Source organism: bacterium, from assembly GCA_020444325.1.
Classification (GTDB): domain Bacteria; phylum Bacteroidota; class Ignavibacteria; order SZUA-365; family SZUA-365; genus BM516.
In genome coordinates this window covers 171,763-197,147 of record JAHLLD010000006.1, presented here as the reverse complement: position 1 = coordinate 197,147, position 25,385 = coordinate 171,763, and the positions used below count along the sequence as shown (strand labels likewise).

19 protein-coding genes are annotated in these 25,385 nt (G+C 57.1%); 17 read left to right on the top strand and 2 right to left on the bottom strand.

The annotated features are described in order from the left end of the window. The first annotated feature begins 9 nt into the window (after positions 1–9). Positions 10–2,136, top strand: a complete 2,127-nt coding sequence (locus KQI65_10145; GenBank protein MCB2205099.1) for an NAD(P)-binding protein — start codon at positions 10–12, stop codon at positions 2,134–2,136. Between the two features lies 1 nt (position 2,137). After that, positions 2,138–2,860: an acetoacetate decarboxylase family protein gene (locus KQI65_10140; GenBank protein ID MCB2205098.1), complete on the top strand. Its 723-nt coding sequence runs from the start codon at positions 2,138–2,140 to the stop codon at positions 2,858–2,860. Here KQI65_10140 and KQI65_10135 read toward each other — a convergent pair. Then, on the bottom strand, positions 2,842–3,828 hold the full coding sequence (locus tag KQI65_10135; protein ID MCB2205097.1) for an acetoacetate decarboxylase family protein: 987 nt from the start codon (positions 3,826–3,828) through the stop codon (positions 2,842–2,844). The two genes, KQI65_10140 and KQI65_10135, sit on opposite strands and share 19 nt — an antisense overlap. 218 nt (positions 3,829–4,046) lie before the next feature. Here KQI65_10135 and KQI65_10130 point away from each other — a divergent pair, with 218 nt between their 5' ends. The 15 genes from KQI65_10130 (at position 4,047) to KQI65_10060 (ending at position 24,485) form a co-directional block, all read left to right on the top strand. Continuing rightward, positions 4,047–9,383, top strand: coding sequence for an AAA family ATPase (locus KQI65_10130; GenBank protein MCB2205096.1), 5,337 nt, complete (start codon positions 4,047–4,049; stop codon positions 9,381–9,383). A 230-nt stretch (positions 9,384–9,613) separates the two neighbouring features. After that, on the top strand, positions 9,614–9,847 hold the full coding sequence (locus tag KQI65_10125; GenBank protein ID MCB2205095.1) for a hypothetical protein: 234 nt from the start codon (positions 9,614–9,616) through the stop codon (positions 9,845–9,847). Beyond that, positions 9,844–10,200 (top strand): type II toxin-antitoxin system PemK/MazF family toxin, encoded by a 357-nt coding sequence (locus tag KQI65_10120; protein ID MCB2205094.1) that lies wholly within the window; start codon positions 9,844–9,846, stop codon positions 10,198–10,200. Before KQI65_10125 ends, KQI65_10120 begins: the two co-directional genes overlap by 4 nt. A gap of 59 nt (positions 10,201–10,259) precedes the next feature. Next, a complete protein-coding gene (locus tag KQI65_10115) occupies positions 10,260–10,895 on the top strand; it encodes a hypothetical protein (protein MCB2205093.1) in 636 nt (211 codons plus the stop codon). Positions 10,896–10,918: 23 nt separating this feature from the next. Continuing rightward, a complete protein-coding gene (locus KQI65_10110; GenBank protein ID MCB2205092.1) occupies positions 10,919–11,464 on the top strand; it encodes a hypothetical protein in 546 nt (181 codons plus the stop codon). A gap of 1,362 nt (positions 11,465–12,826) precedes the next feature. Beyond that, on the top strand, positions 12,827–13,714 hold the full coding sequence (locus KQI65_10105) for a T9SS type A sorting domain-containing protein (GenBank protein MCB2205091.1): 888 nt from the start codon (positions 12,827–12,829) through the stop codon (positions 13,712–13,714). 64 nt (positions 13,715–13,778) lie between these two features. Further along, complete coding sequence (locus KQI65_10100) at positions 13,779–18,347, top strand: AMP-binding protein (GenBank protein ID MCB2205090.1); 4,569 nt, start codon at positions 13,779–13,781, stop codon at positions 18,345–18,347. Between the two features lie 143 nt (positions 18,348–18,490). Continuing rightward, on the top strand, positions 18,491–19,129 hold the full coding sequence (locus KQI65_10095) for a methyltransferase (GenBank protein MCB2205089.1): 639 nt from the start codon (positions 18,491–18,493) through the stop codon (positions 19,127–19,129). A gap of 19 nt (positions 19,130–19,148) precedes the next feature. Further along, positions 19,149–19,859 (top strand): 7-cyano-7-deazaguanine synthase, encoded by a 711-nt coding sequence (locus tag KQI65_10090; GenBank protein MCB2205088.1) that lies wholly within the window; start codon positions 19,149–19,151, stop codon positions 19,857–19,859. After that, a complete protein-coding gene (locus KQI65_10085) occupies positions 19,856–21,553 on the top strand; it encodes a hypothetical protein (protein ID MCB2205087.1) in 1,698 nt (565 codons plus the stop codon). Before KQI65_10090 ends, KQI65_10085 begins: the two co-directional genes overlap by 4 nt. A gap of 210 nt (positions 21,554–21,763) precedes the next feature. After that, on the top strand, positions 21,764–22,141 hold the full coding sequence (locus tag KQI65_10080; GenBank protein ID MCB2205086.1) for a hypothetical protein: 378 nt from the start codon (positions 21,764–21,766) through the stop codon (positions 22,139–22,141). A gap of 13 nt (positions 22,142–22,154) precedes the next feature. Continuing rightward, on the top strand, positions 22,155–22,559 hold the full coding sequence (locus tag KQI65_10075; GenBank protein ID MCB2205085.1) for a hypothetical protein: 405 nt from the start codon (positions 22,155–22,157) through the stop codon (positions 22,557–22,559). A 53-nt stretch (positions 22,560–22,612) separates the two neighbouring features. Then, a complete protein-coding gene (locus KQI65_10070) occupies positions 22,613–23,440 on the top strand; it encodes a hypothetical protein (protein MCB2205084.1) in 828 nt (275 codons plus the stop codon). A gap of 37 nt (positions 23,441–23,477) precedes the next feature. Further along, positions 23,478–24,035 carry a YceI family protein gene (locus KQI65_10065; protein MCB2205083.1) on the top strand — a complete coding sequence of 186 codons (558 nt, stop codon included), beginning with the start codon at positions 23,478–23,480 and terminating at the stop codon, positions 24,033–24,035. Between the two features lie 6 nt (positions 24,036–24,041). Continuing rightward, positions 24,042–24,485, top strand: a complete 444-nt coding sequence (locus KQI65_10060; GenBank protein ID MCB2205082.1) for an OB-fold putative lipoprotein — start codon at positions 24,042–24,044, stop codon at positions 24,483–24,485. A 26-nt stretch (positions 24,486–24,511) separates the two neighbouring features. Here the strand turns inward: KQI65_10060 and KQI65_10055 are convergent, their stop codons facing one another. Continuing rightward, a complete protein-coding gene (locus tag KQI65_10055) occupies positions 24,512–25,345 on the bottom strand; it encodes a DUF116 domain-containing protein (GenBank protein ID MCB2205081.1) in 834 nt (277 codons plus the stop codon). Positions 25,346–25,385: the final 40 nt, after the last annotated feature.

Below are 25,385 nucleotides of genomic sequence, written 5' to 3'. Positions count from 1 at the left end.
ACAATGAATATGAAAAAACGCATTGCAGTACTCGGCGGGGGACTCGGATCCATGACGACGATGTTTACGCTCATGGAGGATCCCGACTGGCGCGAGAAATACGAGTTCACCGTATATCAGCTCGGGTGGCGGCTGGGCGGCAAAGGTGCGAGCGGACGAAACAGCAACTTCGGCGAGCGCATCGAGGAACACGGTCTGCACATATGGCTCGGCTTCTATGAAAACGCGTTTCGCATGATCAAACGTGCATACGCAGAACTGGATCGTCCCGAAGGCTCACCGCTGCGCAACTGGCAGGACGCCTTCAAGCCGGGGAATCTCATTGTGTTCACCGAGCACATCGACGGAGCATGGAAATACTGGCCCATCGAATTCCCGACCAATGATGAGGAACCGGGCACGGGCGGTGTTCTGCCGACCGTGTGGGACTATATCCACATGCTCATCGAGATGATGCACGGGCAGGTGCACGACAGTTCAGCACTCGATGAGCTGCTTCAAAGGAAGCACGGGCACGGATTGCACGGTATCATCGAGAAATTCGTTCATGATCTCGAACATGTCGGTGCCACCGCCGCCGAGTTCGCAGGACTCGCTTTGCTCGAGGAAGCCAGGCGTCTCTCCAAACGGCTCGATCCCGATCCGGCTACGCATGATACCTCGCAGCATCACGTGCTTCTCGGTCTGGTCGATGGTTTCATGAAATGGCTCCGCGAACTCCTCGAGCATGAACTCGACGAGCACGACGGTCTGCGCCGACTCTTTATCATGCTCGACCTGGCGTACGCCATTGTACGTGGCATCATCACCGACGGCGTTCTCGAACGGGGATTCTCCGCGATCAACGATGTCGAGTTTCGCGCGTGGCTTGCACGTAATGGCGCTTCGATGGAATACAGCGTGCATTCTGCACCCATTCAGAGCATCTATGACCTGGTGTTCGCGTACGAACGCGGCAACACCACCGATCCCGCCTGTGCCAATCTGGAAGCGGGCACGGGGTGTTACGGCATGCTGCGCATGCTGCTCACCTACAAAGGCTCCCTGTACTGGAAAATGCAGGCGGGCATGGGCGATACGATTTTCACGCCGTTCTATGAGTTGCTGTGCAGGTATCCGGACAATATCCGTATCGCATTTTTCCATCAGGTCACCAGCATCGATTCCGACGACGGCGAGCGTGTCACATCGATCAACGTCTTTGAACAGGTGCGGTTGCGTGAGGGGATAGACAAGTACGAGCCGCTCGTCGAGGTGAAGGGACTCCCGTGCTGGCCATCAGCGCCACTGTATGACCAGCTCGATCCGAAGGATGCCGAGGAACTGCAGAAAGAGAAAATCAATCTTGAATCGTTCTGGTCCCCCTGGCGCGACAAAGCGGCCGAACGCACGCGAACGCTGCGGGTGGACGAGGACTTTGACGAGGTCATCTGCGGCATTCCACCCGCCATGCTCACGCATCTGCTTGCGGATTCCATCAAGGAAAAGCCGGCATGGTCCGCGATGCTTGCCGCGGTGAAGAGCGTGCAGACGCAGGGTATGCAGCTGTGGCTGGCACCCGATCTCAAAGGATTGGGGTGGACGACGACGGATACGCCACTCCTCGGTGCATACGTCGAGAAAGAAAGTACCTGGGCGGACATGAGTGATCTCATCCAGCGCGAGAACTGGCCCGCTGATGCGACACCAAAATCACTGGCATATTTCTGCGGTGTGTTTGAAGAGGTGGACAGCATTCCACCATGGACGGACTCCGATTTTCCGGCGCAGGAGTACGCTCGTCTTGGGAGCGATGTGACGGCGTGGCAGTTGTCAAATATCGCGACACTCTGGCCGGATGTCGTCGACTCCAATGGAGGCTTCAAGCCCGGCGTTCTCCTGTCACAGTATCTGCGCGCAAACATCGATCCGAACGAACGCTACGTGCTCTCGGTCGTAGGCAGCACGGCGCACCGCCTGGAAGCGGGAGGGTCGGGACTCAGCAACATGGTTCTTGCCGGTGACTGGGTGCGCAACATTATCAACGCCGGGTGCGTGGAAGCTGCCGTGATCGGAGGTATGCGTGCTGCGCGGGCCCTCTCCGGCCGACCGGTTCACATTATCGGGGAGGAACACGGCCCCGAAGGGACGGCCTGACATGGCGGTTTACGGAATCAGTGACTACGAGGCACCGATGGTGCCGCTCGCCGTTTCGAATGCCGCCGTGGATGCGTTGCTGCCGAGCGGACTCGTCCGCGCAGAGCAATCGGCGACGCCGCCGGGGACGCATCCGATACTCCTGCCGCTCGCCCATAATTACAACACGCGGCCGAGCTGGCTGCCGCTTTTCAGTCTTGACTACCTGGAGTACAGTGTGGTGATTCCGTATGTGGCACGCAGCGGATCGGCGTCGCTGCTCACATATATTCCGATTCTCTTTCTCAATAAGTTATTCCCCATACTCCTCGGGCGCCTGGTGTACGGTTTTCCGAAGAGGAGTGCACACATCGCCTCGGCACCGCCACTGTATCAGGCGAACCTGTCCTCGGGCACCACGCTCGTCGAAGCGGACCTCCCGGCATACGGCGACGCGCTGCCGCCCGCGGAGTACCCGCATTTCGCGCAGATCGATCCCATGCTGCGTTTCCCCATCGTGACACGGTGGATGGGACTGCTGTACGTCTGCTCAGACATGAACTGGGAACTCGACACCGCGGCACGCATACGGCCGGTGTCTGGTGAGCTGCTGCTAACGGAAGATTTCATCCCGAATCTGGAAGAAAGGCGCTTCACGATCAGCGGCATCGACCGCCAGCCGCTCGGCGCCTTTCTCCTGACAACCCAGTGGACCTTCAGTCTCCCTCACTTTTGCGGAAGCTGAACGAACTCGGCGATCTTGCGTCCCTCGCCAAGCTGCAGATCATACTGCATGCGCGTTGAGACGAACGTCGGCACGGTGGACCCGGTGAAACCGAAATCCTTTACAATCGGGTGACTCTGGTAGTCCGCGATCTCAAGTTCCCACGGATCAAAACGCACGCTCATGCCATGCAGGTTGCTCATCGTCAGATCGAATTCGACAATCGCCTGATAGCAGGCACGCGTGCCGTCGGCGGCATCGCGAAACTGCTTGAGGGCGACGACCGGCATGCGTCCCTTGAAGAGATCCTCGATCGCGCTTGTGAGGAAATGGAGATCGGGCAGCACGAATTTGTGATGTTCCTTCGGCAGGCGCGCGAGTGCGGTGCGCACCGTCTCTTCCAGCGTTTGCAGTTCCGTATGATCACCCGATGCCGGGTTGGCGGGACGCAGTGTAAGCAGACGCTGCATGGTCGCCTGGCTGTCGTAGCCGTAATGCGCGACCACGGTAGTATCGACGGTGAACGGTGCTTCGGGCGTCTGACCGAGCGACACGTTGGCAATGGCCTTCGGGAAACCGTAGATGATTTCACCCGCCAGCATGGCCGGCGGACTGTCGACGAAGATGTACGGCGTAAACCAGGCAAAGCGGTCGGCGATGAACACACCGGCTTCCTCTCGTCCCGCCACCGTGAGCATCCACAGAATGGCCTCATGCTCTTCGAACCACGCTTCCGGCGGTCGTTCGGCATGCGTTTGCGTCAGGTGCGAGAACGAGAGCATGACGAAGGACGAAAACGGGCGGTAGATCGTCTTGCCATCGCCCAGCGTGGCGAGCGGCGTATTGAGATAGCGGTCGCACATGGCCGCGAGGGCGTTGATGTCGGCCTGCAATACGTAGCAGTGCGAGTCTACGTCCTTGACGAGAAACGGCTGGCAGAACACCTGTTCGCCTCCGCGTGTGATATATGGTGGGTATGCTTGCTGCATGAACGTCCACCTCCTTTGCGTGTAGTTGTGGTGTGTACAGACTGTCGTCGTGTGATCGGTTTGCGCGGTCGAACAGACGATATCCGCGCCGCACATTCGATGTCATAGGATTGATTGATACGGACTAATATATGCCGCGAACGCAGACGCGCAAATCAGCTGCGAGGTGCGGCAAGCTCAGCGCTCCCGGATTCGTTATTTCCAACACGAGGTTTTCAATGCGTACGATTAAAGGATACACACTCGAGGAAACACTTTACGACGGCTCACGCACGCTCGTGCGAAGGGGGCGCCGCGACAGTGACGGTGAACGCGTCGTCGTGAAATTCCTGCGTTCCGAGTATCCGGGCGCGCGCGACCTGGCGCGGCGGGAGAGGGAGTTCGAGATTCTTGGCCGCATCACGTCGAACCGTGTCGTGCGCGCCATTGCGCTTGAAACCGCCGGGAACGGGAAAGCGCTCGTTCTTGAAGATTTTGGTGGTGTTTCTCTGGCCAGTGTGCTCGCTGAGCGGCAGCCTGAGATCTACGAGTGCCTCGACATCGCGATACGCATCGTTGAAGGAATCGCCGCGATTCACAAGCATCACATCATCCACAAAGACATCAATCCGGGAAACGTGATATACGCGTCCGGCACCGGCGAGCTTCGCATTGCCGATTTCGATATCGCCTCGATGCTCTCGCGCGAACAGCCGGAGATTCTTCATCCCCGGAGGCTTGAAGGGACGCTGTCTTTCCTCTCACCGGAGCAGACGGGTCGCATGAATCGCGCGATTGACTATCGCTCGGATTTCTACTCGCTCGGTGTCACGCTTTACGTGCTGCTTACGGGCCGTCGGCCATTCGATACCGTTGATCCGCTCGAACTTGTGCACAGCCACATCGCACGCACTCCACTCCCGCCGCGCGAAGTGAATCCCGATGTCCCTGCGGTGCTCTCCGACATCGTTCTGCGTCTGCTGGAAAAGACGCCGGAAGCACGCTACCAGAGTGCTATCGGTATCTTACACGATCTCGAAAAATGCCGCGACCTGCTGCGTCGCGATGGAATGATTACGCCGTTCCCTCTCGGAACACTGGATGTCTCCGAGCGCTTCCAGATTCCGGAACGGCTCTACGGCCGGGACCGTGAGACCGCGCTGCTCCTTGAAAGTTTCGACCGCATCGCGAAGGGGAGCACAGAGCTTATGCTCGTCTCGGGCATTTCCGGTATTGGCAAAAGCGCCCTCGTGCATGAGATCCACAAGCCGATCGTGGAGCGGCGCGGGTATTTCGTGGTTGGCAAATACAACCAGTTCGGGCGCGCGCAGCCGTACAGCGCGATCATCCAGTGCTTTCAGGAACTCGTGCGGCAGATACTTACAGAGGATCCTGACACCATCGACGCCTGGCGCGAGCAGCTCAGCAGGGCCCTGCTCACGCTCGGCCAGGTTGTGGTGGATGTCATTCCCGAAGTCGCCGATATCATCGGTCCCCAGCCACCCGTGCGTGAGTTGTCTCCTTACGAATCGCAGAATCGCTTCAATGCCGTCTTCCTGAAGTTCGTGCACGTGTTCATGCGTGCCGATCATCCGCTCGTGATGTTTCTCGACGATCTGCAGTGGGCGGACACCGCCTCGCTCAACCTTCTTCACCTGCTGCTCACTGATCCGAAATCCGGCTACCTGTTTCTCATCGGGGCCTACCGGAGCACCGAGGTTGCAGCCGGACACCCGCTGACGGCCATCCTCGCCCGTCTCGAGCAACAGCAGGCGCCGATACAATCCGTGGAACTCAATGCATTCGAACCGGCGCATGTTGAAGAGTTGCTCTCCGATACGCTGCGCCGGCCGAAAGGCGAGTGCGCTGCACTGGCCTCGCTTGTCATGCGGAAGACGGCAGGCAATCCGTTTTTCGTCAACGAGTTTCTCAAAACGCTGTACACGCGTGGACTGGTCTCCTTCTCGACCGAGGAGGGCGGCTGGGTCTGGGACACCGATCGTATCGACAAGGAGGCGATCACCGAGAATGTCGTTGTTCTCATGTCCGATCGCATCTCTTCGCTCGGCACCGATGCGCAGGAACTGCTGCGGGTCGCCGCCTGCCTGGGCGCGACTTTCGATCTGCACACTCTGTCGCTGGTGCGTCCCGAGTCCGTGGCCGTGCTTGCCGGTATGCTCTGGGAGCCGCTGCAGGCCGGACTCATTCTACCGATCGGTGATAACCTGCAGCTCGATGCCATTGCGCGCGAGGGATTACACGACATCAGCGACGTCTCTCCTCCCGAGTATCGCTTTCTTCATGACCGGGTGCAGCAGGCGGCATACTCACTCATTCCCGAGAAGGAGCGACCTGCAACGCATCTTCGAATCGGTCGGTTGCTTTTCCAGAACATGGCTCCCGGGAAGCGGGAGGAACGGATATTCGACATTGTCATGCAGATGAACCTCGGGGCCACACTGCTCGCGAGCGACGATGAGCGACTCGATCTTGCGCGGCTCAATCTTGAAGCGGGCAGTAAAGCCAAGCTTGCCAGTGCCTACGAACCCGCTCTGCGTCACTTCGACGAGGGGATTGCATTGCTGCCGGAAGACCCGTGGGAGAATTGCTATGATCTCGCGTATGCGCTGAACGTCGGGAAGTTCGAATGTGAGTACATGCTGCTGCGATTCGAGCAGATGGAACTGCTGTTCACCTACATCGTCGAACGTGTGCGCAAACCGATTGAGAAGCTGCCGCTTTATGTCGTGAAGCTCGTTGTGAAGAGTGCGGCCAGCAGCTACGACGAGGCGAATGCCATCGGGATCGAGGCGCTGCAGCTTATGGATATCACGCTGCCTGAGCATCCAACACAGGAGGACATCGGCGCTGCCTTCGGCCGTGTCATGCAGAAGATCGGCGACCGGAAGCCGATGGATCTGCTCGATCTCCCACTCGCTTCGGATCCGGTTACACATCAGCTCATGCGTCTGCTCAGCGATCTCATCGGTCCCACCTACCAGGGCAACCTCGACCTGTTCGCAATGGTTGTGCTGCAGATGGTTGAGCGGTCGCTTGACTATGGCAACACGGTTTACTGTGCGCATGGCTACAACCTGTTCGGGAGCATGCTCGCGGTCATGGGAAACTACGATGCCGCGGTGCAATTCGGGCTCATGGGTAATGCACTCAGCGAGCGGTACAACGATCTGTCGAGTATCAGCCGCACGCACCTGGTGTTTGGCATGATGCTCAGCCATCTGCATCTGCCGCTCACGGAAAGCCTTCGTTTTCTGCGCAGGGCGGAAGAGGCAGGGCAGGACTCGGGCGATTTCCACCCTGTCATCTACGCCGTTGCGCATGCCCCGATGACCATGTTCCTGCTCGGCACGCCCCTGGGCGAAATGACGGTGGACGTCGAGCATGCCTATGGCTATTCCGCCGCCGCGCACTATCAGGACGGTATCGACATGGCGACCAGTTACCGGCAGTCCATCCGCTGCCTGCAGGGGAAGACGCGCAGCGGTGATGATCTCAGCGACAGCGAGTACGATGAAGCAGAGACGATCACCCGTCTGGAAAGCAACGTAGGATTACTTCCACTGCACTGGCACCTCGTCTGTCGTCTTTTCATCTGCTGTTTCCAGGGTGAGTACGCAGCAGCCGTGGAGGCAGGCCAGCGCGCACTCTCGATGGTCGCGCTGTCGAGTACGTTCTCGCATGCACTGGGGAATTACCTCTACCTTCCAGTCGCCCTCCTGCTCAACTGGGAGAAGCTCACTGCCGAACAGCAGTCCGAAGCGGAAACACAGATAGACGTATGCCTCGAGAAGCTCAACGGTTTCGCGACGGAGAACGTCGAAGCCATCCGCAGTCTCATCGAAGCCGAGCGCCTCCGTATCCAGGGTAAAATCCTCGAGGCCGAAGACGCGTATCACAACGCTATCGATCATGCGCATGCGCGAGAGGCGATTCACATCGAGGCGCTGGCCTGTGAACGCGTTGCACGTTTGTATCTCAAGCGCAAGCGCCCCAGGGTCGCTGAAGTCTTTATCCGTGACGCGATTTATCATTACAACCGCTGGGGCGCATCACACAGAGCTTCCATGCTCGCGAGGGAATTCCCCGGTGCGCAGGCTGCGCATGGCAGCAGCGAGACACTCACCGTAGTCGGACCGGAAACCGAGACAACAAATACCGTCATCGGTGCGCTGGACCTGGCCTCCGTGATGAAAGCGACGCAGGCCATAAGCGGCGCTATCGTACTCGGGGATCTGCTGCGACGTTTGATGGACATCGCAATTGAAGCCGGGGGTGCCCAGCGTGGCGTTTTCCTGCTCATGCGCGACGGCCGCATGCGCGTCGTCGCCGAGGCGCGCGTGGGCGAGACGACGACACTGTTGCTGGAACAGCCGGCCGACCCCACCGGCGTGGTAAGCGAGTCCGTACTGCAGCTCGTGACGCGTGAACGCGATACGCTCATCGTCGATGACGCCACCGAGGATATGCGTTTTGCTTCCGACAATTTCGTCCAGACACATGCGCTGAAATCCATCCTCTGTATGCCCATCGTGCAAAAAGGGGCTTTGAGCGGCATACTGTATCTCGAGAATTCCCTCACCTCGGGCGCATTCGCCGCACAGCGCGCCGATCTTCTCGCACTGCTTTCGGGACAGATTGCAATCTCCCTCGAGAATGCGATGCTCTACAGCGACCTCGAACGGAAGGTTGAGGAAAGGACAACCGAACTGCGTCAAAAGAATGGTGAGCTTGCCGTGGCCCTCGATCACCTGCGCAAGACGCAGGGACACCTGATTCAGGCAGAGAAGATGGCCTCGCTCGCTCAGCTCACCGACGGCATTGCCCACGAGATCAAGAACCCGCTCAATTTCGTCAACAATTTTTCCATGCTTTCCCGGGAGCTGATCGGTGAGATTCTCTCGAGCTTTGAAGAGTACCGCGAAAAGCAGGTGAGTGAGGTGTCCGAGAAATTCGGCGAGATGTTCACGAGTCTCTCCGGGTATGCACTCCGCATTCATGAGCACGGCCAGCGGGCGGATCGTATTGTCCAGAACATGCTTCTGCACTCGCAGAAGGGAGGACGCACTATCACTTCCGTCGACATCAACGCGCTGCTCGATGACTCACTGAAACTGGTCAGCAACGCGTTGCACTCACAGTATCCGGATTTCGAACCAACAATCGAGCGTTCATTCGCGGACGGACTGCCGGAGGTCCAGGGCTTCCCACAGGACCTCATGCGCGTGTTCATCAATCTGATGAACAATGCCCTTTACGCCATGCACGAAAAGGGCGAGAGCGAAGCCGCTCCAGGCTACAGTCCGACACTCAATTGCATGACCGCATTGGAAGGCGACGCCGTCATCGTGCGAATCTCCGACAACGGATCCGGCATTCCCGATGATATCAAGGCCAAGGTGCTCGAGCCCTTCTTCACGACCAAGCCCACAGGAGTGGGAACCGGACTGGGCCTTTCACTCAGCTATGAAACTGTGGTCAAGGGCCACGGCGGCCGTATGCACTTCGACAGCACTGACGGCGAAGGTACGGTGTTCACCATCGCGCTGCCGAAGTAGCCGTTTCCCATATTTTAACACATGTTAAAATTCGCCTACTGAGTTTTAACATGTGTTAAAATTTTATTCGCCGAGTTTTAACATATGTTAAAATTGCTGTTTTGTATGTGCATGACCTCTGACGACGGCACTCACGTGTTTTTTAGGGTTTGATATTTATCATCGTAGTCCCTAGATTGGGTCCAATAACAGGACCCAATAACAGAGCCCTGAACGAGGGGGTTGTTGCGATGAAACAGGCCAAATTCAGTATCGACGAGTCACATCTGCGTGTTCTCGAGCAGTGCAAGAGGTATGGTTTCAAGGATAAGAGCGCACTTGTGAGAGCGGCCCTGGATTTGTTTTCCTCGGAACTTGAGCGGCAGCGCTTGGAAGCGTCTGCGGAGCTTTACGCTGAGGTGTACGATGGGGATGAAGAGATGAAAGAATGGACCGAAGACGCAGCGACGCAGTGGCCCGGATGAACAGTTTACGACGCGGAATGGTCATCGACATTAACCTCGAACCGGTACGCGGTTCGGAGTCTGGCAAAGTTCGTCCCTGCGTCATTGTGACCAATGAAATATACAGCCGAAGGCTTCCGGTTTTGCAGGTAGTGCCTCTCACAGGGTGGACGGAGAAAAAAGCGGAAATACTCACGAATGTCGAGATCAACCCTTCGGAGGAAAACGGGCTGGACAAGCTGTCACTGGCAGACTGTCTGCAAACGCGTCCCGTTGATCACAGGCAGCGCCTGGTCCGCATTCGTGGCACACTCGAAGCACGGCACCTCGAGGCAATCGACCGCGCACTCAAGGCGGTGTTCGGACTTTCCTGAATTTCAACCGATAAATTATCTTACTACTGGAAGTCTGTCATACTGCGATAGAGAGCATCATGGTTCTACGAACAGTGTTATGTATCGCCGTCGCGTTGGTCTGTGCGTGTTCGGATGGGGGACGCGGCTCCATTGAGGGTTCGGACTTGAGTCCGCAGCTGCAGGCTGCAATCGATGAACTTGAATCGGATCTCTCCATGTTCGCAGTGTTTTTCCCGGAAACGCGTGATGCCTGGGAAGATACAATGGACCGTCCGGCAAGGGAATATCCCATCGGCAATTTTCGATTGATGTCTATCGGTGACGACCAGAAGGTTCTCACCGGGGACTCACTTCAAGGTCATCCCTATCTGTTGGCACTTGTTTCGGCCACCACGGAAGAACAGCAATACGCGTTTTACCACCTTCTTCATCAGCAGTATGCGAGGGTGGAACTCAAGTTCGTGTTCCTCTATTACAGAGACAGCACGTACAACGCATCCTGGGATGAGGTGCAAAAGGCGGGGTGGAGCTTGCCCGGTTTTGTCGCGGATTTCGATTCTTCTTCGTTCGAGAAACGGCTCTTCCCGTCACCGCAGTCGTTACAGGGCAATATCTATCTTGTGAACGCGGAAGGGAATGTCATTGCGTCGGAGAGAAGGACGCGTCCCCTGGAATTCCTGTACTGGACGCTGGAACATGTTTATGACGATTAGGAAGTGAAGAACAGACTGGGAATATGCACGAATCCCCGGGGTTCACGATGAGCACCGCGCTCGAACGGATTCTGACGGAAGCCTACAAGGAGGAGATGATTCCGTGGCTGAAGGATCATCCCGAATCCTTCGACGAGGCCGTCGTGCTGGCGCTCTCGGACAGGCAGCCGCTGGCCTGGCGGGCGGCGTGGCTGCTGTTCGACTGCATGGAAGACAATGACGCGCGTGTGCGCAGGTATCGTTCGAAAATCATCGCGACCATTCCGAAGCGGGAGGATGGACATCAGCGCGAACTCATGAAAATCCTTTCTCGCATGGAGTTGAATGAGGAGCACGAAGCGCGCCTTTTCGATCACTGCGTGTCCGTCTGGGAGCAGCCCGCCAAGTCTCCTTCCGTCCGCATCACCGCCTTCCGCCACATCGTCAGGATGGCGAAAAAATATCCCGAGCTGGCGAATGAAATTACAGGTCTGACGCAGGACTGGCACCTCGAAACCCTTTCTCCAGGCGTCAAAAGATCCATCGCCCGCCTGCTCAACGACCCGGCAATCAAACGCTCCCTCCGTTGACCCTTCCCCTGAGTACCCGTTAATAAGTACTTGTTCGTGCGGCGCTCGATCTATTCCTTCCTGAACCAGAACGCTCTCGAGTGACAACGCTGTAACTAATGATTCAGTCGCGTGTTGAAGTTCACAGCGGACAGGGTTGAAAATTTCTACACCTACAGGGGGGTAACCATGTACAGGATTGCATCCACTCTCTTTCTCACGATCGTAATCGCGATAATCCTCACTCCATGTAATGTGTCCGCGCAGTCATCAGGCCAGTGGACCAAACTTGATGTTCCTCCCGGGGGCTCGTTCACCAGCATCCTTTGTGTTGGTGACACACTGACGGTTCGTGGGCAGTACTCACCAGACAGGGGAGACAATTGGTTTCCGCAACATGAACCTCAGGAATGGGATTTCCATGATTTGCGCTTCTATCACGCATTTGCACAGAACTGGGTTCTTGCACGGCATTTTTCCACATGCAGTACTTCACTCTGGTGCTTTGATTACTCAGAACGCGTGTGGAAGAAGGTCCATGATGGCTTCGAGGCATTCCATGTTCTCGTCCATCAGGATACCGTCTTCATACCTACCTCCAAACAGGGTGTACTGCTCTCGACAGACCCATCCGGCAAAGTCTGGAAAAACAGTGGGGAAGGGCTTGACAGTGAAAGGCTGATGTTCACCATTACGATGTTTCGCGGCCGTCCTGTAGCCGGATCCAGGTTCGGGTTGTTTTATATGTACAAGAATGGGAGGTGGGAACTGTTCTCGAACAGTCCCTCAGGCTTACCTATCTTTCGCATCGCCGCGAACAGTCGCTATCTTTTCGCGACCGAAGAGACTGGGGGACTGATCAGGTCGGAGGATGGGAAGAATTGGACTCGTGCTCCAATTCAGTTTGCGTACAGTATCTGGACCGCCCTTACTGTGACAGATTCAATTGTGATAGCAGGAGGCGCATACAATCCGCACATTAGCCTGGATGGAGGGGAGACGTTTCATGCTGAGACATTCGGACTCAGTCGCGTAAATGTCTTTGATGGCGTTATCATCGGCGATCGCATTGCGCTGTCCTTGAACGGCCCCGGAGTGTTGCTGTCGGACGATTACGGGGTGCATTGGAAATTCGGGACCACATCTCCCAACAGCGTGAGTAGTGTGGCCTGGGTAGGAAATGATAGGTTCATCGCGATGCGCGGGCAACCGGGAATCTACACAAAGAAAGAAGGCATATGGGAGTGGCTCCGGCCTGGTCCGTTTGGAACTCCAGCATCTGAGGAGGCTAGTCAGCTTCTTGCCGTCGGTTCATCACTCCTGTATGCAACGAAATTTGCGGGATACTGGAAGTCAGACGACGCCGGAAAATCCTGGGAACGCATGGAAGAATTGGATGCTGTTTCTGAAGCGCATCTATCAGTACACAATGGCGTGCTGTTTGCGGCGGCACAAAACTTCATCGGGTATTCTACCGATATGGGATCCAGTTGGAGATCCGGAGACGTTCCGTTCGGCTTTTATCCTGACGCAGTACGCAGTCTCGAATCTACATACTACAGCTGCGGTCGGCATGTTGTGCGGTCAGTTGACGGCGGGAGTACCTGGCAAACTGATCGTGAGGGTCTCCCAAGCGAAGAGGCATATGTATCATGGAGCGATCCCTTCGGTGTATACATCGGTTTCCAGGGGCCGAACGCCCATCAAAACTGGATTTACTGGAAATCAAACGACAGCGAACCGTGGGAACCACTTGGTATCGCACCAGCAGAGGGAGGTCAGGTACGGTCGATTCTCTCACATGGGAAACAGATCTTTGCGACCGGGGAAGACATCAGGTTGTCACGACTTGATGATCATATGGGGCCCTGGTATGCATGGGATGAAGGACTTCCAGATTCCCGCGATGCACGGCTCCTGACGGTCCATGACGGGTGGATATACGCAAGTCCCTCGCGAGGTGGATTCTACCGACGAAAACTGGACGGCTCGACAGCGGTTCCGCGTGTGCCGCAACATCATCAGCTGCCTGAGCTTTCACTGCATCCACAGCCGGCCGATGATATCCTGCAACTCGACGTCCGCGATTTCGCATCCCGGGGAAGATCAATCACCGTGTTTGATATTTCAGGTCGTTGCGTGGCACAGCGGACGGTGGACGGCAATGCCATCATTTCCCTCACGACAGAGTCATGGGACAGTGGATTATACCTTGTTGTGCTGCAAGGGACGTGGGGAATGCAAACTGCGCGTTGTCTCATTAGGCATTAAGCTACTGTGCAGCATGACACCGCTGCGCATTGACAGTTGACGGACGTCTGCGTAGTTTCAATACATGCCCGCAGCGATTGAGGACCTCCTTCAGCAATATCAGCGGCAGCGGGATCCGGATATTCCAGCTCGTATGCTGAACCTGATCCACTCCGCCCTCCCGCATTTCAATGCGACGGATCGTTTGAATGCGGCGCTGCGCGAATTCCTTTCCGCCGCTGCGGGCGCGGAATTCCGGTGCGCGCTCACCCAGGAACAACGATACGGTATTTATGAAAAGACGGTGCGCGCGGTCCTGCTCCGGCTCCGCTATGGGGTGGGAGATCTGCTAGCCGACCGTGCACGCAGTCATGGGACCGCCTGTTACCTCGAGGAGGGAGACGGCGAGAGACGCAGACTGAGTTTCGCTCAGGTGGAGAAACAATGCGGTATCATTGCGCATGCAATGCGTGCAGGGACACCGGGGACGCATCCCCGTGTCGCACTCTTCACCGCCAATTCGCTTGAAGGAGCACTGTGCGATCTGTCCTGCCTGGTACATGGCATTCTCAATACGCCACTGAGCGTGCATCTCGACGAGTCATCGCTTGCGTCCATTCTGCAGCAGCTCCGTATCAACCTCGTGTTCGTCGACACCAACGAGCGGCTGCGGCTCCTGCTCCGCGTCATGGCGGAATACGGACTCGAGCTGCTCCCCGTGTTCATCGGCGCGGGAAATCCGGAAGAGCAAGGTGTCGAACTGTTCGATGCCTTCATCGCCAAAAACCGGGAAAGGAGTCTGCCGGTTGGCGAAGGCGGGCAATCGGCAAGGGACATTCCGTATACGGGTACTTCGACCGTCATGTTTACTTCGGGTTCTACCGGACTCCCCAAAGGCGTTGCCTTCTCGCAGATGAACATGGTGAGCAAGCGCTTCGCGCGCGCGGCGGCGCTGCCTGATGTCGGCGACGATGAAACGCTCGCCGCTTACCTGCCGCTGTTTCATACCTTCGGACGTTTTCTCGAACTGCAGGGCATGCTGTTCTGGGGAGGACGATACGTGTTCGTCGGCAGTTCCGGTCGTGAAGCACTGTTCGCACGTATGCGCGAGGTGCAGCCGACAGGACTGATCAGCATCCCCCAGCGCTGGGTCGAGCTGCGGGAGGAAGCGGACCGCTTCGATACGCTTGCTGCGGCCTGTGGAGGGAAATTGCGCTGGGGACTCTCGGCAGCCGGGTACCTGAGTCCATCGGTCTTTCGCTACTTCCATCAGCATGGTGTGGCGCTCGGCAGTGGTTTCGGAATGACGGAAGCGACAGGCGGCATACTCATGACACCGCCCGGTGCGTATGAAGCCGACTCCGTCGGCATCCCTCTGCCCGGCATCGACGTGCGCCTGCGCGAAAACTGCGAGATGGAAATGCGCGGTCCCTACGTGGCCACTCCGCTGGAAAACGCAACCGAGGTGTCGGAAGAATCCGGGGATGGGGAGTCGCTGCATGGACGGTGGATTCCAACAGGCGACCTGTTCGCACAGAGTGAGAGCGGGCATTACCGCATTGTTGACCGTGTGAAGGATATCTACAAGAACAGCAGGGGACAGACCATTGCTCCTCTGGCGGTCGAGAACCGTTTTCAGGATGTGCCCGGCATCAGGCGTTGTTTCCTGGCCGGTGATGGACGCGCGCATAATACTCTGCTGATCGTTCTCGATGCGTCCGCTCCCATTCTCGAAAAGCTTGCCTCCACGCAGCAGCGGGAGCGATATTTCAACGAGATCATCCGTGCCGTGAACAGGGAGCTTCCCGTATACGAACGCATTCTCGAATTCACGCTGCTCGATGAAGACTTTTCCGAATCCCGCGGTGAGCTCACGCCCAAGGGCTCGCTCAATCGAAAGCGCATCAGGGAGAACTACAGTGCGGAGATCGCGCGCATGTACCAGGAACGCGCGCTGCGCTTCGAGATTGCCGGCCTGCGCCTGCGTCTGCCGTTGTGGATGCTGCGGGATCTCGGGTGCACTGAACGGGATTTGCAACTGCGTCCTGAGGGACTCTATAACGCGGCCACCCGCGCACTGCTCCCCGTCGCGGCCGGAAGGAATGAGGGACACTGGCGAATTGGTGATCTCGAATACCAGCTGCGTTCGGCGACCGTGGATCTCGGACGCCTCTGCAGGCAGCCGTATGGTTGGACAGGGAATGCAGCATTGACCGGTTTCCTCCCCTGTCACGAGGGGTGGGATGTCCCGCTCGATGAAGTCGAAGCGGTGATCCCGCTGCAATGGCCTGTCGATGCTGTGCGTATGTCGGACGGCGCTGATCGCACCGAGGTGGGAGTGGACGCGTCGTCGAAGGCCAGTATCGGCACCGTGCTGCAGCAGCTGCATCGCATGCTGTCCATTACCTTCACTGCGGATTCCCCTCTGGCACTGCAGCTCTTCGATGATCTCGGCGCCGCGCTTGAGTCGATACCGCACCGGCATCTGTCCCTGCTCCGCAAACGCCTCGGTGCCTGTGCCTGGCATCCGGATGAGGCCGTGCGCATCCGCGCCTACGAAACACTGTTGCTGTTCGATCCAATGCCAGAGGATGCCGCACCGTACAATGCGTTCATGCGGTCCGAGCGCAGTTTCCTCGATGGTCCCGCCCTCGACCGTATCGCTTCGCCCGACATGCGCGGTGAGCGGCTGGCAGCTCTGCGCCGCCGTCTGCACAGTTACCGTCAGCAGCAGCCGCATCCCTCTGCAGCGGAACAACGCGTGTACAACCATCTTCTCGTGCTCCTCTACCGCCTGGCCGCGCGGGATGCGTCCTTCGTCTACGACGTGCGCGCGGAACTGGCGCTGTGGATGCAGATCGATGAGATGCGTGACAGGGCAGGAGAGTTGTTCTATGCGCTGAAGGATGTCTACGTCCGCAGGCAGGAAGCGTCATCCACCAGACGTGACAGTCTCCTGCACCTGCTCGATGCTGCGCTTGATGCAATGCCGGACGCCGCCGGCGCGGATCGTGATCGGCTGCGCGTATTGCTCGCTGAGACGCCGTTTCTCTCCCTTACGGTTCTCATGCTTTTCGGTATTGACGGACTCGGTTCGGAAGCGATGGTGCTCGATCAGATCCTGATTGAAGCGCTGCCTTCGTCCAGAAGCGGCTCGCGATCTTTCCGCGTCATATTGCAGACACGCACGGGGAGAAGATTTACCTTCCGTCTCCTGCTCGATGACCGCTACCGCGAGAAAGCGATGCACGAGGATGTGCTGCGGCTTCTGCGGATTTCCGGTGCTCCTGTGCGCCATGCAGCGCTCCCGCGCTTCGGGAGCTTCATGCCGGAAGCAGGGGCCATTGCTCTCGCGGAATCTGCGGGTCGCAGCCTGGCGGAGTTTATGGATCGCGGTGCGGCGCAGGCCGATGAAGCAGAGCTGCGTCGCTGGTGGATATCCGGTTTGTCTGCCTGGATACGCGGCTGGCGCGATAGCAGTCATGAACTGCTGCCCGGCGCCATTGAAGCGGAAAATGTCATCGTACCACTGTTGCGCTATCGCGAGGGAGCGGTGCTCGCCTCGGTCGAAGGATGGCGGAGTTGCGACGGGACGCACTGTCTCATTGAAGGACTCTTTGATATTCTCCGGCGTGCGGCAGAGCGCTGGAATACATCCCGCCTGCAGCCTTCCTGGGTCATTGATGCCTGCGCTGAGGTGCTTGGTGAACAGGAAGCGACGGAACTGCTGCAGCATGTGGATGAGATGCTGGATGCGCGTGGAGTGCACCTCGATATGAAGACTGCCGCACTGATCCGTTACGAACTGGAGCAGCGTGCACAGCGTTACAATCCACCTATTGCGGTACGGAATGCCGTCGCCTGCTGGCGCGATTGGGCGCACACGTATCCGCTGCTCGTGGAGGAACGCGGGGAGGATTACCTCCGTCACGTGCTCGATCTGTATGGTGTCATGCGATACGGCACCGCCGCGCGGTGGTTTGTGACGCGGCGGACGGTGCTCGGTGGGCTTCCAGGCGACTGCGGACAGCAGCTCGATGAACTTATCCTGCGCCTGCACAGGGACAGCAGTTTCGCCGTTACGCGCAGCGTTGAACTGGCCGAATTGCAGGAGCAGATTCCCGCCGGCGGCATGCGCGAGCAGTTTTTACGCATGGTGTTCCCCGCAGCGGAGGGAGCAGACCTGCAGCTCGTGAGGACGCAGATCGCGGGAAGAAAATCCGCCGTTGTCGAGCATCCCATGGAAACCACCGGAAGCGGGGAGATGCTGATTCGTGAACCACTGTCCGCCGCCGAGACAGGAAGCATTCTCGCCCTGCTTGTGCAGGAACGGCTTCCCGTTCCGTCAGGTGAAAACCTGAGATACCTGGCGCTTATCGACGACAGGCAGAGAGTCGCTGGTGGTGCTGTATTTTCCGTCCTGCCCACATCCGAAGCTGAGCTGCAGGCGGTCATCGTCGAGCAGAGCCTCCGCGGCAACGGTTATGGGCATGCTCTGCTGCGGGACCTCGCCCTGCAGCTCAAGGCCTCCGACATTCAATCGCTTCGCGCGCCGCATTACCTCGCACCATTCTGCATGCATGCAGGATTCACTGCCGATTCACGTGACGGGGAATTTCGCCTGCTCCTCGAGGAAGCAGCATCGCCGGAGTGAGGGGTTGGAAGGAAAATTTTATTGCCGGGTAATTATCCGGATATTCATGTGTCTTTCGTGGTGGACAGCGGGATGTTGATCAGAATGGCCGGGCTATGGGACTTGCAAGGAAGGTGTTGAACAGGGGGCTGCGCAGAAATGCGATGCTTACGGCATTGCTTTTCGGCGTGCGGCTTCAGGGCAGTGAACGGATTCACTGGGACATGACGACACTGGTGCTGCAGCGTGCACTGCGCCTGCGCCTGCGCAGCGGAATGCGTGTCGCGGAGATCGGTACGGGGCCTTATGCGCTGCTTGCGCGCATCGCCAGGCGCCTCTGCACATGTACGGTGGATGCGGGCGACATCAATCCCACGTACGTTCAATCCGCCAGCCAGGAAGTCGCAGGTACGGCGTCCAGTGTGTCCGTGATCGAGAGCGATCTGTTTGCCGCATTTACCGGGCAGTACGACCTGGTGTTTTCAAACACACTGTATATTCCGCGTGCGGATGGCAGGTCGCGGGAGATAGACCGCATGCACCCTTCGGAAACGGACTGGTGTGGCGGGGAATCGGGCTACGAATTTATTGAGCGCCTGCTCGCTGATGCCAGGCCGCGCCTGCGTCCGCAGGGCCTTCTGCTTCTCGGCTTCAACGCCGCCTATCTTGATGAGCAGGAAGTACGTCGGCGCTGCGACGTCTTCGGGTACGAGGTGGATATGTGTACCCGCATGCCGCTCAATCCCTCATGCGTACTTCACCTCACCGCGCAGCAATCTCAACAGGGACAGAATCCCCGATAACAACCAGGAAGGAGGAATGATGAGTGATATATCCGTACTGTTTTCAGGAGGACCAGATTCTACACTGGCGGTGCTTCGTGCATTGAAGTCTGCCGAGAGGGTGCACCTGCTGACCTATCATCACGGACTGATGAGCCGCATGGGACGGCATCAGGTCGTCACCCGTGAATTGCAGCAGCGCTTTGGCGAGCATCGCATCATTCCTCATGAGGAAGAGATCGGGAAGCTCTATCGACAGCTGTACAGAGCGGACTGGCAGCGGCGCATCCCGCGCTACCGCAGCTTTTACGTGCCCTGGCTGTGTGGATCGTGCAAGCTGGCGATGCATTGCAGGACGATTGCATACAACCGCGAACATGGGATAGCACAGACTTACGATGGTGCCAATAAGGAATCATCACCGCTGTTCCCGGCACAGACCCGGGGATATATCGGTGTCATGCAGCAGCTCTATGAAAGGCAGAACATGCAGTATGAAGCGGTAATATTCGATGAAGAGAACACCGACCTGCAATGTGAAGCCCAGGGGATGGCGACCATGCATGCCACGAAAAAGGAACATGTGTATTTCTCCACGCAGCACAGCTGCTATGTTGGACTCGTGATTCATGCGCACGCGCGTCTCTACTATCGTCCCATTCGCGGCAAAGCACGTATGCCGCGGTTGGCGGAACAGCTATTGGGTGAGGCCATCGGGCAGCTTGACGCTGGAGAGGGGGTGGGGGTATGAACATTCTGGGACTCAGTGTGTTTTGCGATGCTTCAGCAGCGCTGGTGTCCGGTGGGGAAGTTCTCTGTGCCGTGGAAGAAGAGCGTCTGAATCGTATCAAGCATTTTGAAGGAATGCCCTGGCTGGCCGTGGATGAATGCCTTCGCATCAGTGGAATGCAGATGCGCGACATCGACGCAATCGCCGTCGGCTGGAACCCCTGGCTCGGATGGGGGACACGCATTTCGGCATCGCTGCGCGACAGTCTGCGCCGTCCCTCTGCTCTTCAGAGCAAACTGCACAGGGGTGGGAATTATCTTCAGGGTATTCGCAATATCATTCGGTTGCGGCATGGGTTTGAAACCCGCTTCGGTCCGACCAGGGCCAGCATCCGCTATGTGCACCATCATCTCGCACATGCTGCCAGCGCGTTTCTCGCCTCTCCATACGAAGAAGCAGACGTCGCGGTGGCCGACGGCGTTGGCGAATCGTCGACCTTCTCACTGTTCTCCGGGGTCGGCAATGACCTGCAAACCCGCATGGCAGTCAGCTATCCGCATTCACTGGGGCACCTCTATGCTTCGGTCACGGCGTTCCTCGGATTTCGGCCCACCAGTGACGAGGGGAAAGTCATGGCGCTTGCTTCGTTCGGAAAGGACCGGTTCCGGCTGCTCTTTGATGAAACCTGCGCGATGGGAACGAACGGAGATGGGTTTCGCCTGAAGACGGGAATTCTCGATTATCATCAGGCCCGGCATGGACAGTTCAGTGAGGAATGGTCCGTGCGCACGAAGATGAAACCCAGAATGAGAGGAGAAGAGTTGGACACTTCGCATCAGGATCTCGCCTGTTCCCTGCAGTCCTGTGTCGAGCGAACGGTATTCACGCTGCTTCGCAGGGAACTGCCTCATGCGGGATCGCGTCCCCTGGCAGCCGCCGGCGGATTGTTTCTGAACTCCGTCCTCAATGGAAGGCTGCAACGCGAAATGACTCCTGATCTTTTCGTTCAGCCGGCTGCCGGTGACAACGGGGTATCTCTCGGAGCGGCGCTGCATGTATCCTCCCGAATGGACCCCACGTTCAGACGTACTCCATTGCGTCATGCATTCCTCGGGACGTCATTCGATGAACCGCAACTGAAGGACGCACTCCATTATGCAGAAACTGCATATTCCCGTGCCGATGATATCACACAGGTGATTTCCGAAGATATCGTGGCAGGTCGTGTGGTTGCGCGCTTTGATGGCCGAATGGAATTTGGTCCCAGGGCCCTCGGCAACCGCAGCATTCTTGCATCTCCACTCCATCCATCCATGAAAGACATATTGAACCGCAAGGTCAAACACCGCGAGCCATTTCGTCCTTTTGCCGCTGCACTTCTCGCGGAGGATGTCGACGAGTATTTTGAGAACGGTGGCATATCCCCATTCATGCTGAAAGTATTCTACTTCAAACCGCAGTACCGGAAAGTGTTCCCCGCGGTGTGTCATGTCGACGGCAGCTGTCGGCTGCAGACGGTAACGCGGGACGACAATCCTTCATTGCACGCGCTGCTCATGCGGCTGAAAACAATGACGGGACACGGCATGGTGCTGAACACCTCGCTCAACGTGGCAGGTGAACCCATCGTGCGTACGCCACAGGAAGCACTGCATCTCTTTCGCAAGACTGAAGTAGACAGCATGGCGCTGGGGCCATTTTACCTGCGCAAGTGAGGGCAGGTATTCCGGGAGATACCGATGTACCGTATTGACTGGAGGTAGGGGCCGGATTTCTACCTTTTTGCATCTATATGGTCCGCATTACTATATCTGTGAACGAGCCAAGGGTAAGTCTGAACGCAGCGAATGTAACCGCGTATACATTCCTGCTGTCTGTTTATATGAAAGCAAAGCAATATTCACTCAGCTGATATACGAGGAGCAATGTCTCGTCTACATTTCGGTATTCTCAGCACAGGCATTGTGGCGCTGCTTCTTGCCACTTCCGCCTGCCAGCACGATCCGGTCGGTGTCGACCAGCAGCCTACTGTTTGCTACCAGACCGATGTCAAACCCATCATACAGAACAACTGTGCCAAAAGCGGATGTCACGCCGGCGGTGAGATCGACCTGCGGAGTGACGCAGGGATTCTGCGTCATGTTACGCCAGGAAAGCCGTTTGAAAGCAGCCTGTACAATGCCATCACCAGTACATGGATCAATCCCATGCCTCCATCGCCCAATCCACCGCTGACGCAAGAGCAGCGCACCATTATTCAGCTCTGGATACTCCAGGGTGCAGATACCAATTGCGGCAGTTGAGGAGGTGGGCACCATGAAATTCAGAATGCTTTATTTCGCGCTGGCTGCGGGACTCCTGCTTTCCGGCTGCTACTATGACAGTGAAGAAGCGTTGTACCCATCACTCAGCAGCAACTGTGATACAACGAACGTGACCTTTGCCGGAAGCATCGTCCCCATCCTCTCAGCGAACTGCTACAGCTGTCACAGCAATGCGAACTCCGCACAGTTCGGCAGCAATATCAGGCTCGAAGCGTATGACGATGTGAAGCAGAACCTCGATCGGCTCCGCGGTGCGGTGAACTGGCAGCCCGGTTACACCCCGATGCCTCAGAATTCCGCCCAATTGCCCGACTGCTCCATTCGCATCATAGAAATCTGGATCGCCCAGGGCGCACCCAACAGTTCTCCCTTCACGACGGCAGGAGGTGCACAATGAGATCTCTCCATTCCTCCTTCATCGTATGCGCCCTCGTCCTGCTTCTGCCTGTGATGCTGCATGCGCAGGATGACATGAATCTTCTCGATGAACTGACCACGCCGAAAACGGAGTACGCTTCGGCCACATTCAAGGCCTCGCGCATCATCAACGGTCATTCCATCGAGCAGATGAAAGCGCGGCAGCTCGATTTCCGTATTCACCACCGCTTCGGCGAAGTGCGCGACGGCGCACAGGAACTCTGGGGACTCGATCAGAGCACCATCTTTCTTGGACTCGAGTACGGGGTGACCGACTGGCTGATGCTGGGTATCGGACGCTCTTCGTATCAGAAGGCGTATACCGGCTTTGCGAAGTTCAAGCTTTGGAGACAATCCACCGGAGAAATCAACATGCCCGTCGCCATCTCAGGCTACGCTGGCATTGACGATCAGACCATCAAATGGCGCTATCCTGATCGCGAAAACTATTTCTCCTCGCGTCTCTCCTACATCTTTCAGCTCTTTATCGCGCGAAAGTTTTCCGAAGAACTCTCGCTGCAGATCACGCCACTTGTGGTGCACAGAAATCTCGTTCCTACCGCGCTGGATCCGAACGACCTGTTCGCGCTGGGATTCGGTGGGCGCTACAAGATCACCAGCCGCGTTTCAATCAATGCCGAGTACTTCATTCCCATTACGCCGGGGCGCGACGGTGTCACGCAGCCGCTGCAATCCTTTTCCATCGGTACGGACATTGAAACAGGGGGACACGTCTTTCAGATCATGCTGACCAACACACTGCCGATGACTGAACGCGGATTCATCGGCGAAACCACAGGGAGGTGGGAAGACGGCGCGATTCATCTCGGCTTCAATATTTCACGCGTGTTCTCACTCTAGCCAGGCCCAGAACTGTCACATCGGATTGGATATAGATATGAAACATACAGCACTCCTCATTCTCGCCCTGCTGCTGACCGTCGCGACGGCCGGCGCACAGGACAAATACATCAGCAAAAATGGTCACGTCTGGTTCTATTCGCAGACACCGCTCGAGACCATTGAGGCCCATAACCACGAGGTCGCGAGTATCCTCACTCCCTCCACCGGGGAACTGGCCTTCCAGCTGCTCATCAAGGCCTTCAAGTTTGACCGTGCCCTCATGGAAGAACATTTCAATGAGAATTACATGGAATCGTCGAAGTACCCGAAAAGCGATTTCCGTGGCACGATCACGAATCTCGACGACATCAACTTCTCAAAGGACGGTACGTACAAAGCCACGGTGGAGGGCAAGCTGACCATCCACAATAAAACCAACAGCGTCAAGGAAACCGGGACGATCAAGGTCAGCAAGGGGACGATCAGAATCAGCGCGAAGTTCGACGTGAAGCCGGAGGATTATGGTATCGAGATTCCGGGTGTCGTGCGCGATAAAATTGCGAAATCCTTTGAAGTCACCGTCGACATGACATATAAACCCTACAAAAAGTGAGGCAGCATGAGTAAACCCCGTATCATACTGCTCTCCATCGCCTCCGTTGCGGTGCTTGTCATCGGAATCGGACTCGCAATGTATTTCAAACCGCACAAAAACTTCGTGGGCGCGGATCCGGACTATACCGTTACCGCGGCCGCGCTGATAGGGGAATTCTCCACCGACGAGCAGGCGGCGACGAAAAAATATGTCGCGGATGACAGGGTCGTGCTCGTACGCGGTGTCATCGGTGATGTTGTAATCGATGACCGAGGCATCGCCGTGGTGACCGTTACCGGGGAGGGCGTCGACGGGAACGTCTCCTGTACGCTCACCAAGGAGGAATCTGCTCGCGCGCAGTCGCTCAAGGCCGGTGATGCCGTTCGCATTACGGGACAGTGCACCGGTATGCAGGGACTGATAGAACCGGAAGTCATCATGATTCGCTGCGGCCTGGCTGAGGAGTGAAGTTCTGAGCTCGCCGTCCGTGAAATTCAGATACCTTCGAGCAGAGCGTCAAGCTGTCCGAGATCTATGGAGTTTGGGTGAAATGTGTCCATCCACCTGCCGCACCGATTGGCGTTGAGCGGCAGACCCAGCACCGGCACCTTATGCTGCGTGCACATGCGCATTCCGCTCAGCAGCTCTGGTATGCAGGCGATGCCCAGGATTGCGGGAGAGGTAGACTTTTCCCGGAGGCGTTTGAACAGCTGGCGTCTACTGAGCGACATCCACAGGTACGGTTTGATGGAATGTCTTTCCAGTGCTGCACTCACATGATGTATGAAGCAGTCTTGTGAACATTTGCGGCAGCGCATCTCGATTTCATCACGCTCTGCTTTGCATTCCCGCGTCAGATCCCGCAGGCAATGGGGGAGAAGGGCGATGCGATAGCTTGAAGCAGCGAAACGCTCACGCTGCATGCGGTTGACCAGCATGGTTTCGAGCATGGCGAGATGATACTGTCGACGTGTCATACCCAGGACGCTGTCGTGCCGCCTGAGAAAGGAAAGTTGCGAGAGATGTCCCTCCGTCGCCCGTGTAAACGGGGCCAGTGCATTATCAATCCGTTCCTGCTGTTCACGAGTGATCGGTTCCCCGCCGCGTGATTCCCTGTTTGCGTGAAAGCCTCTTCTGCGAGTCCGTCTCGCTGCAGCACGCAGTCCCACAAGCAACATCTCTTTCGAGTCGAACGAGTCCAGCAACTCCGCAAGCATGTTGTGACATGTCGCGTAATACCCCTCCGTTGACGGGGAATCTCCGAACAACGTATAGCTGCGTCCATCGACACGGTCAGGAGAGAGCATGTATGCAGGATATGATTTCATGCGAGAAATATGTGCGAACGGATTTTCAGGGACAAGGGGA

Bases quoted from the DNA above. Each gene is read 5' to 3' on its own strand.
- KQI65_10125 (MCB2205095.1), top strand. From the start codon at position 9,614: ATGAAACAGGCCAAATTCAGTATCGACGAGTCACATCTGCGTGTTCTC.
- KQI65_10130 (MCB2205096.1), top strand. From the start codon at position 4,047: ATGCGTACGATTAAAGGATACACACTCGAGGAAACACTTTACGACGGC.
- KQI65_10095 (MCB2205089.1), top strand. From the start codon at position 18,491: ATGCTTACGGCATTGCTTTTCGGCGTGCGGCTTCAGGGCAGTGAACGG.
- KQI65_10055 (MCB2205081.1), bottom strand. From the start codon at position 25,345: ATGAAATCATATCCTGCATACATGCTCTCTCCTGACCGTGTCGATGGA.
- KQI65_10075 (MCB2205085.1), top strand. From the start codon at position 22,155: ATGAAATTCAGAATGCTTTATTTCGCGCTGGCTGCGGGACTCCTGCTT.
- KQI65_10090 (MCB2205088.1), top strand. From the start codon at position 19,149: ATGAGTGATATATCCGTACTGTTTTCAGGAGGACCAGATTCTACACTG.
- KQI65_10110 (MCB2205092.1), top strand. From the start codon at position 10,919: ATGCACGAATCCCCGGGGTTCACGATGAGCACCGCGCTCGAACGGATT.
- KQI65_10115 (MCB2205093.1), top strand. From the start codon at position 10,260: ATGGTTCTACGAACAGTGTTATGTATCGCCGTCGCGTTGGTCTGTGCG.
- KQI65_10085 (MCB2205087.1), top strand. From the start codon at position 19,856: ATGAACATTCTGGGACTCAGTGTGTTTTGCGATGCTTCAGCAGCGCTG.
- KQI65_10105 (MCB2205091.1), top strand. From the start codon at position 12,827: ATGGAAGAATTGGATGCTGTTTCTGAAGCGCATCTATCAGTACACAAT.
- KQI65_10135 (MCB2205097.1), bottom strand. From the start codon at position 3,828: ATGCAGCAAGCATACCCACCATATATCACACGCGGAGGCGAACAGGTG.
- KQI65_10065 (MCB2205083.1), top strand. From the start codon at position 23,478: ATGAAACATACAGCACTCCTCATTCTCGCCCTGCTGCTGACCGTCGCG.
- KQI65_10140 (MCB2205098.1), top strand. From the start codon at position 2,138: ATGGCGGTTTACGGAATCAGTGACTACGAGGCACCGATGGTGCCGCTC.
- KQI65_10080 (MCB2205086.1), top strand. From the start codon at position 21,764: ATGTCTCGTCTACATTTCGGTATTCTCAGCACAGGCATTGTGGCGCTG.
- KQI65_10120 (MCB2205094.1), top strand. From the start codon at position 9,844: ATGAACAGTTTACGACGCGGAATGGTCATCGACATTAACCTCGAACCG.
- KQI65_10060 (MCB2205082.1), top strand. From the start codon at position 24,042: ATGAGTAAACCCCGTATCATACTGCTCTCCATCGCCTCCGTTGCGGTG.
- KQI65_10145 (MCB2205099.1), top strand. From the start codon at position 10: ATGAAAAAACGCATTGCAGTACTCGGCGGGGGACTCGGATCCATGACG.
- KQI65_10070 (MCB2205084.1), top strand. From the start codon at position 22,613: ATGCTGCATGCGCAGGATGACATGAATCTTCTCGATGAACTGACCACG.
- KQI65_10100 (MCB2205090.1), top strand. From the start codon at position 13,779: ATGCCCGCAGCGATTGAGGACCTCCTTCAGCAATATCAGCGGCAGCGG.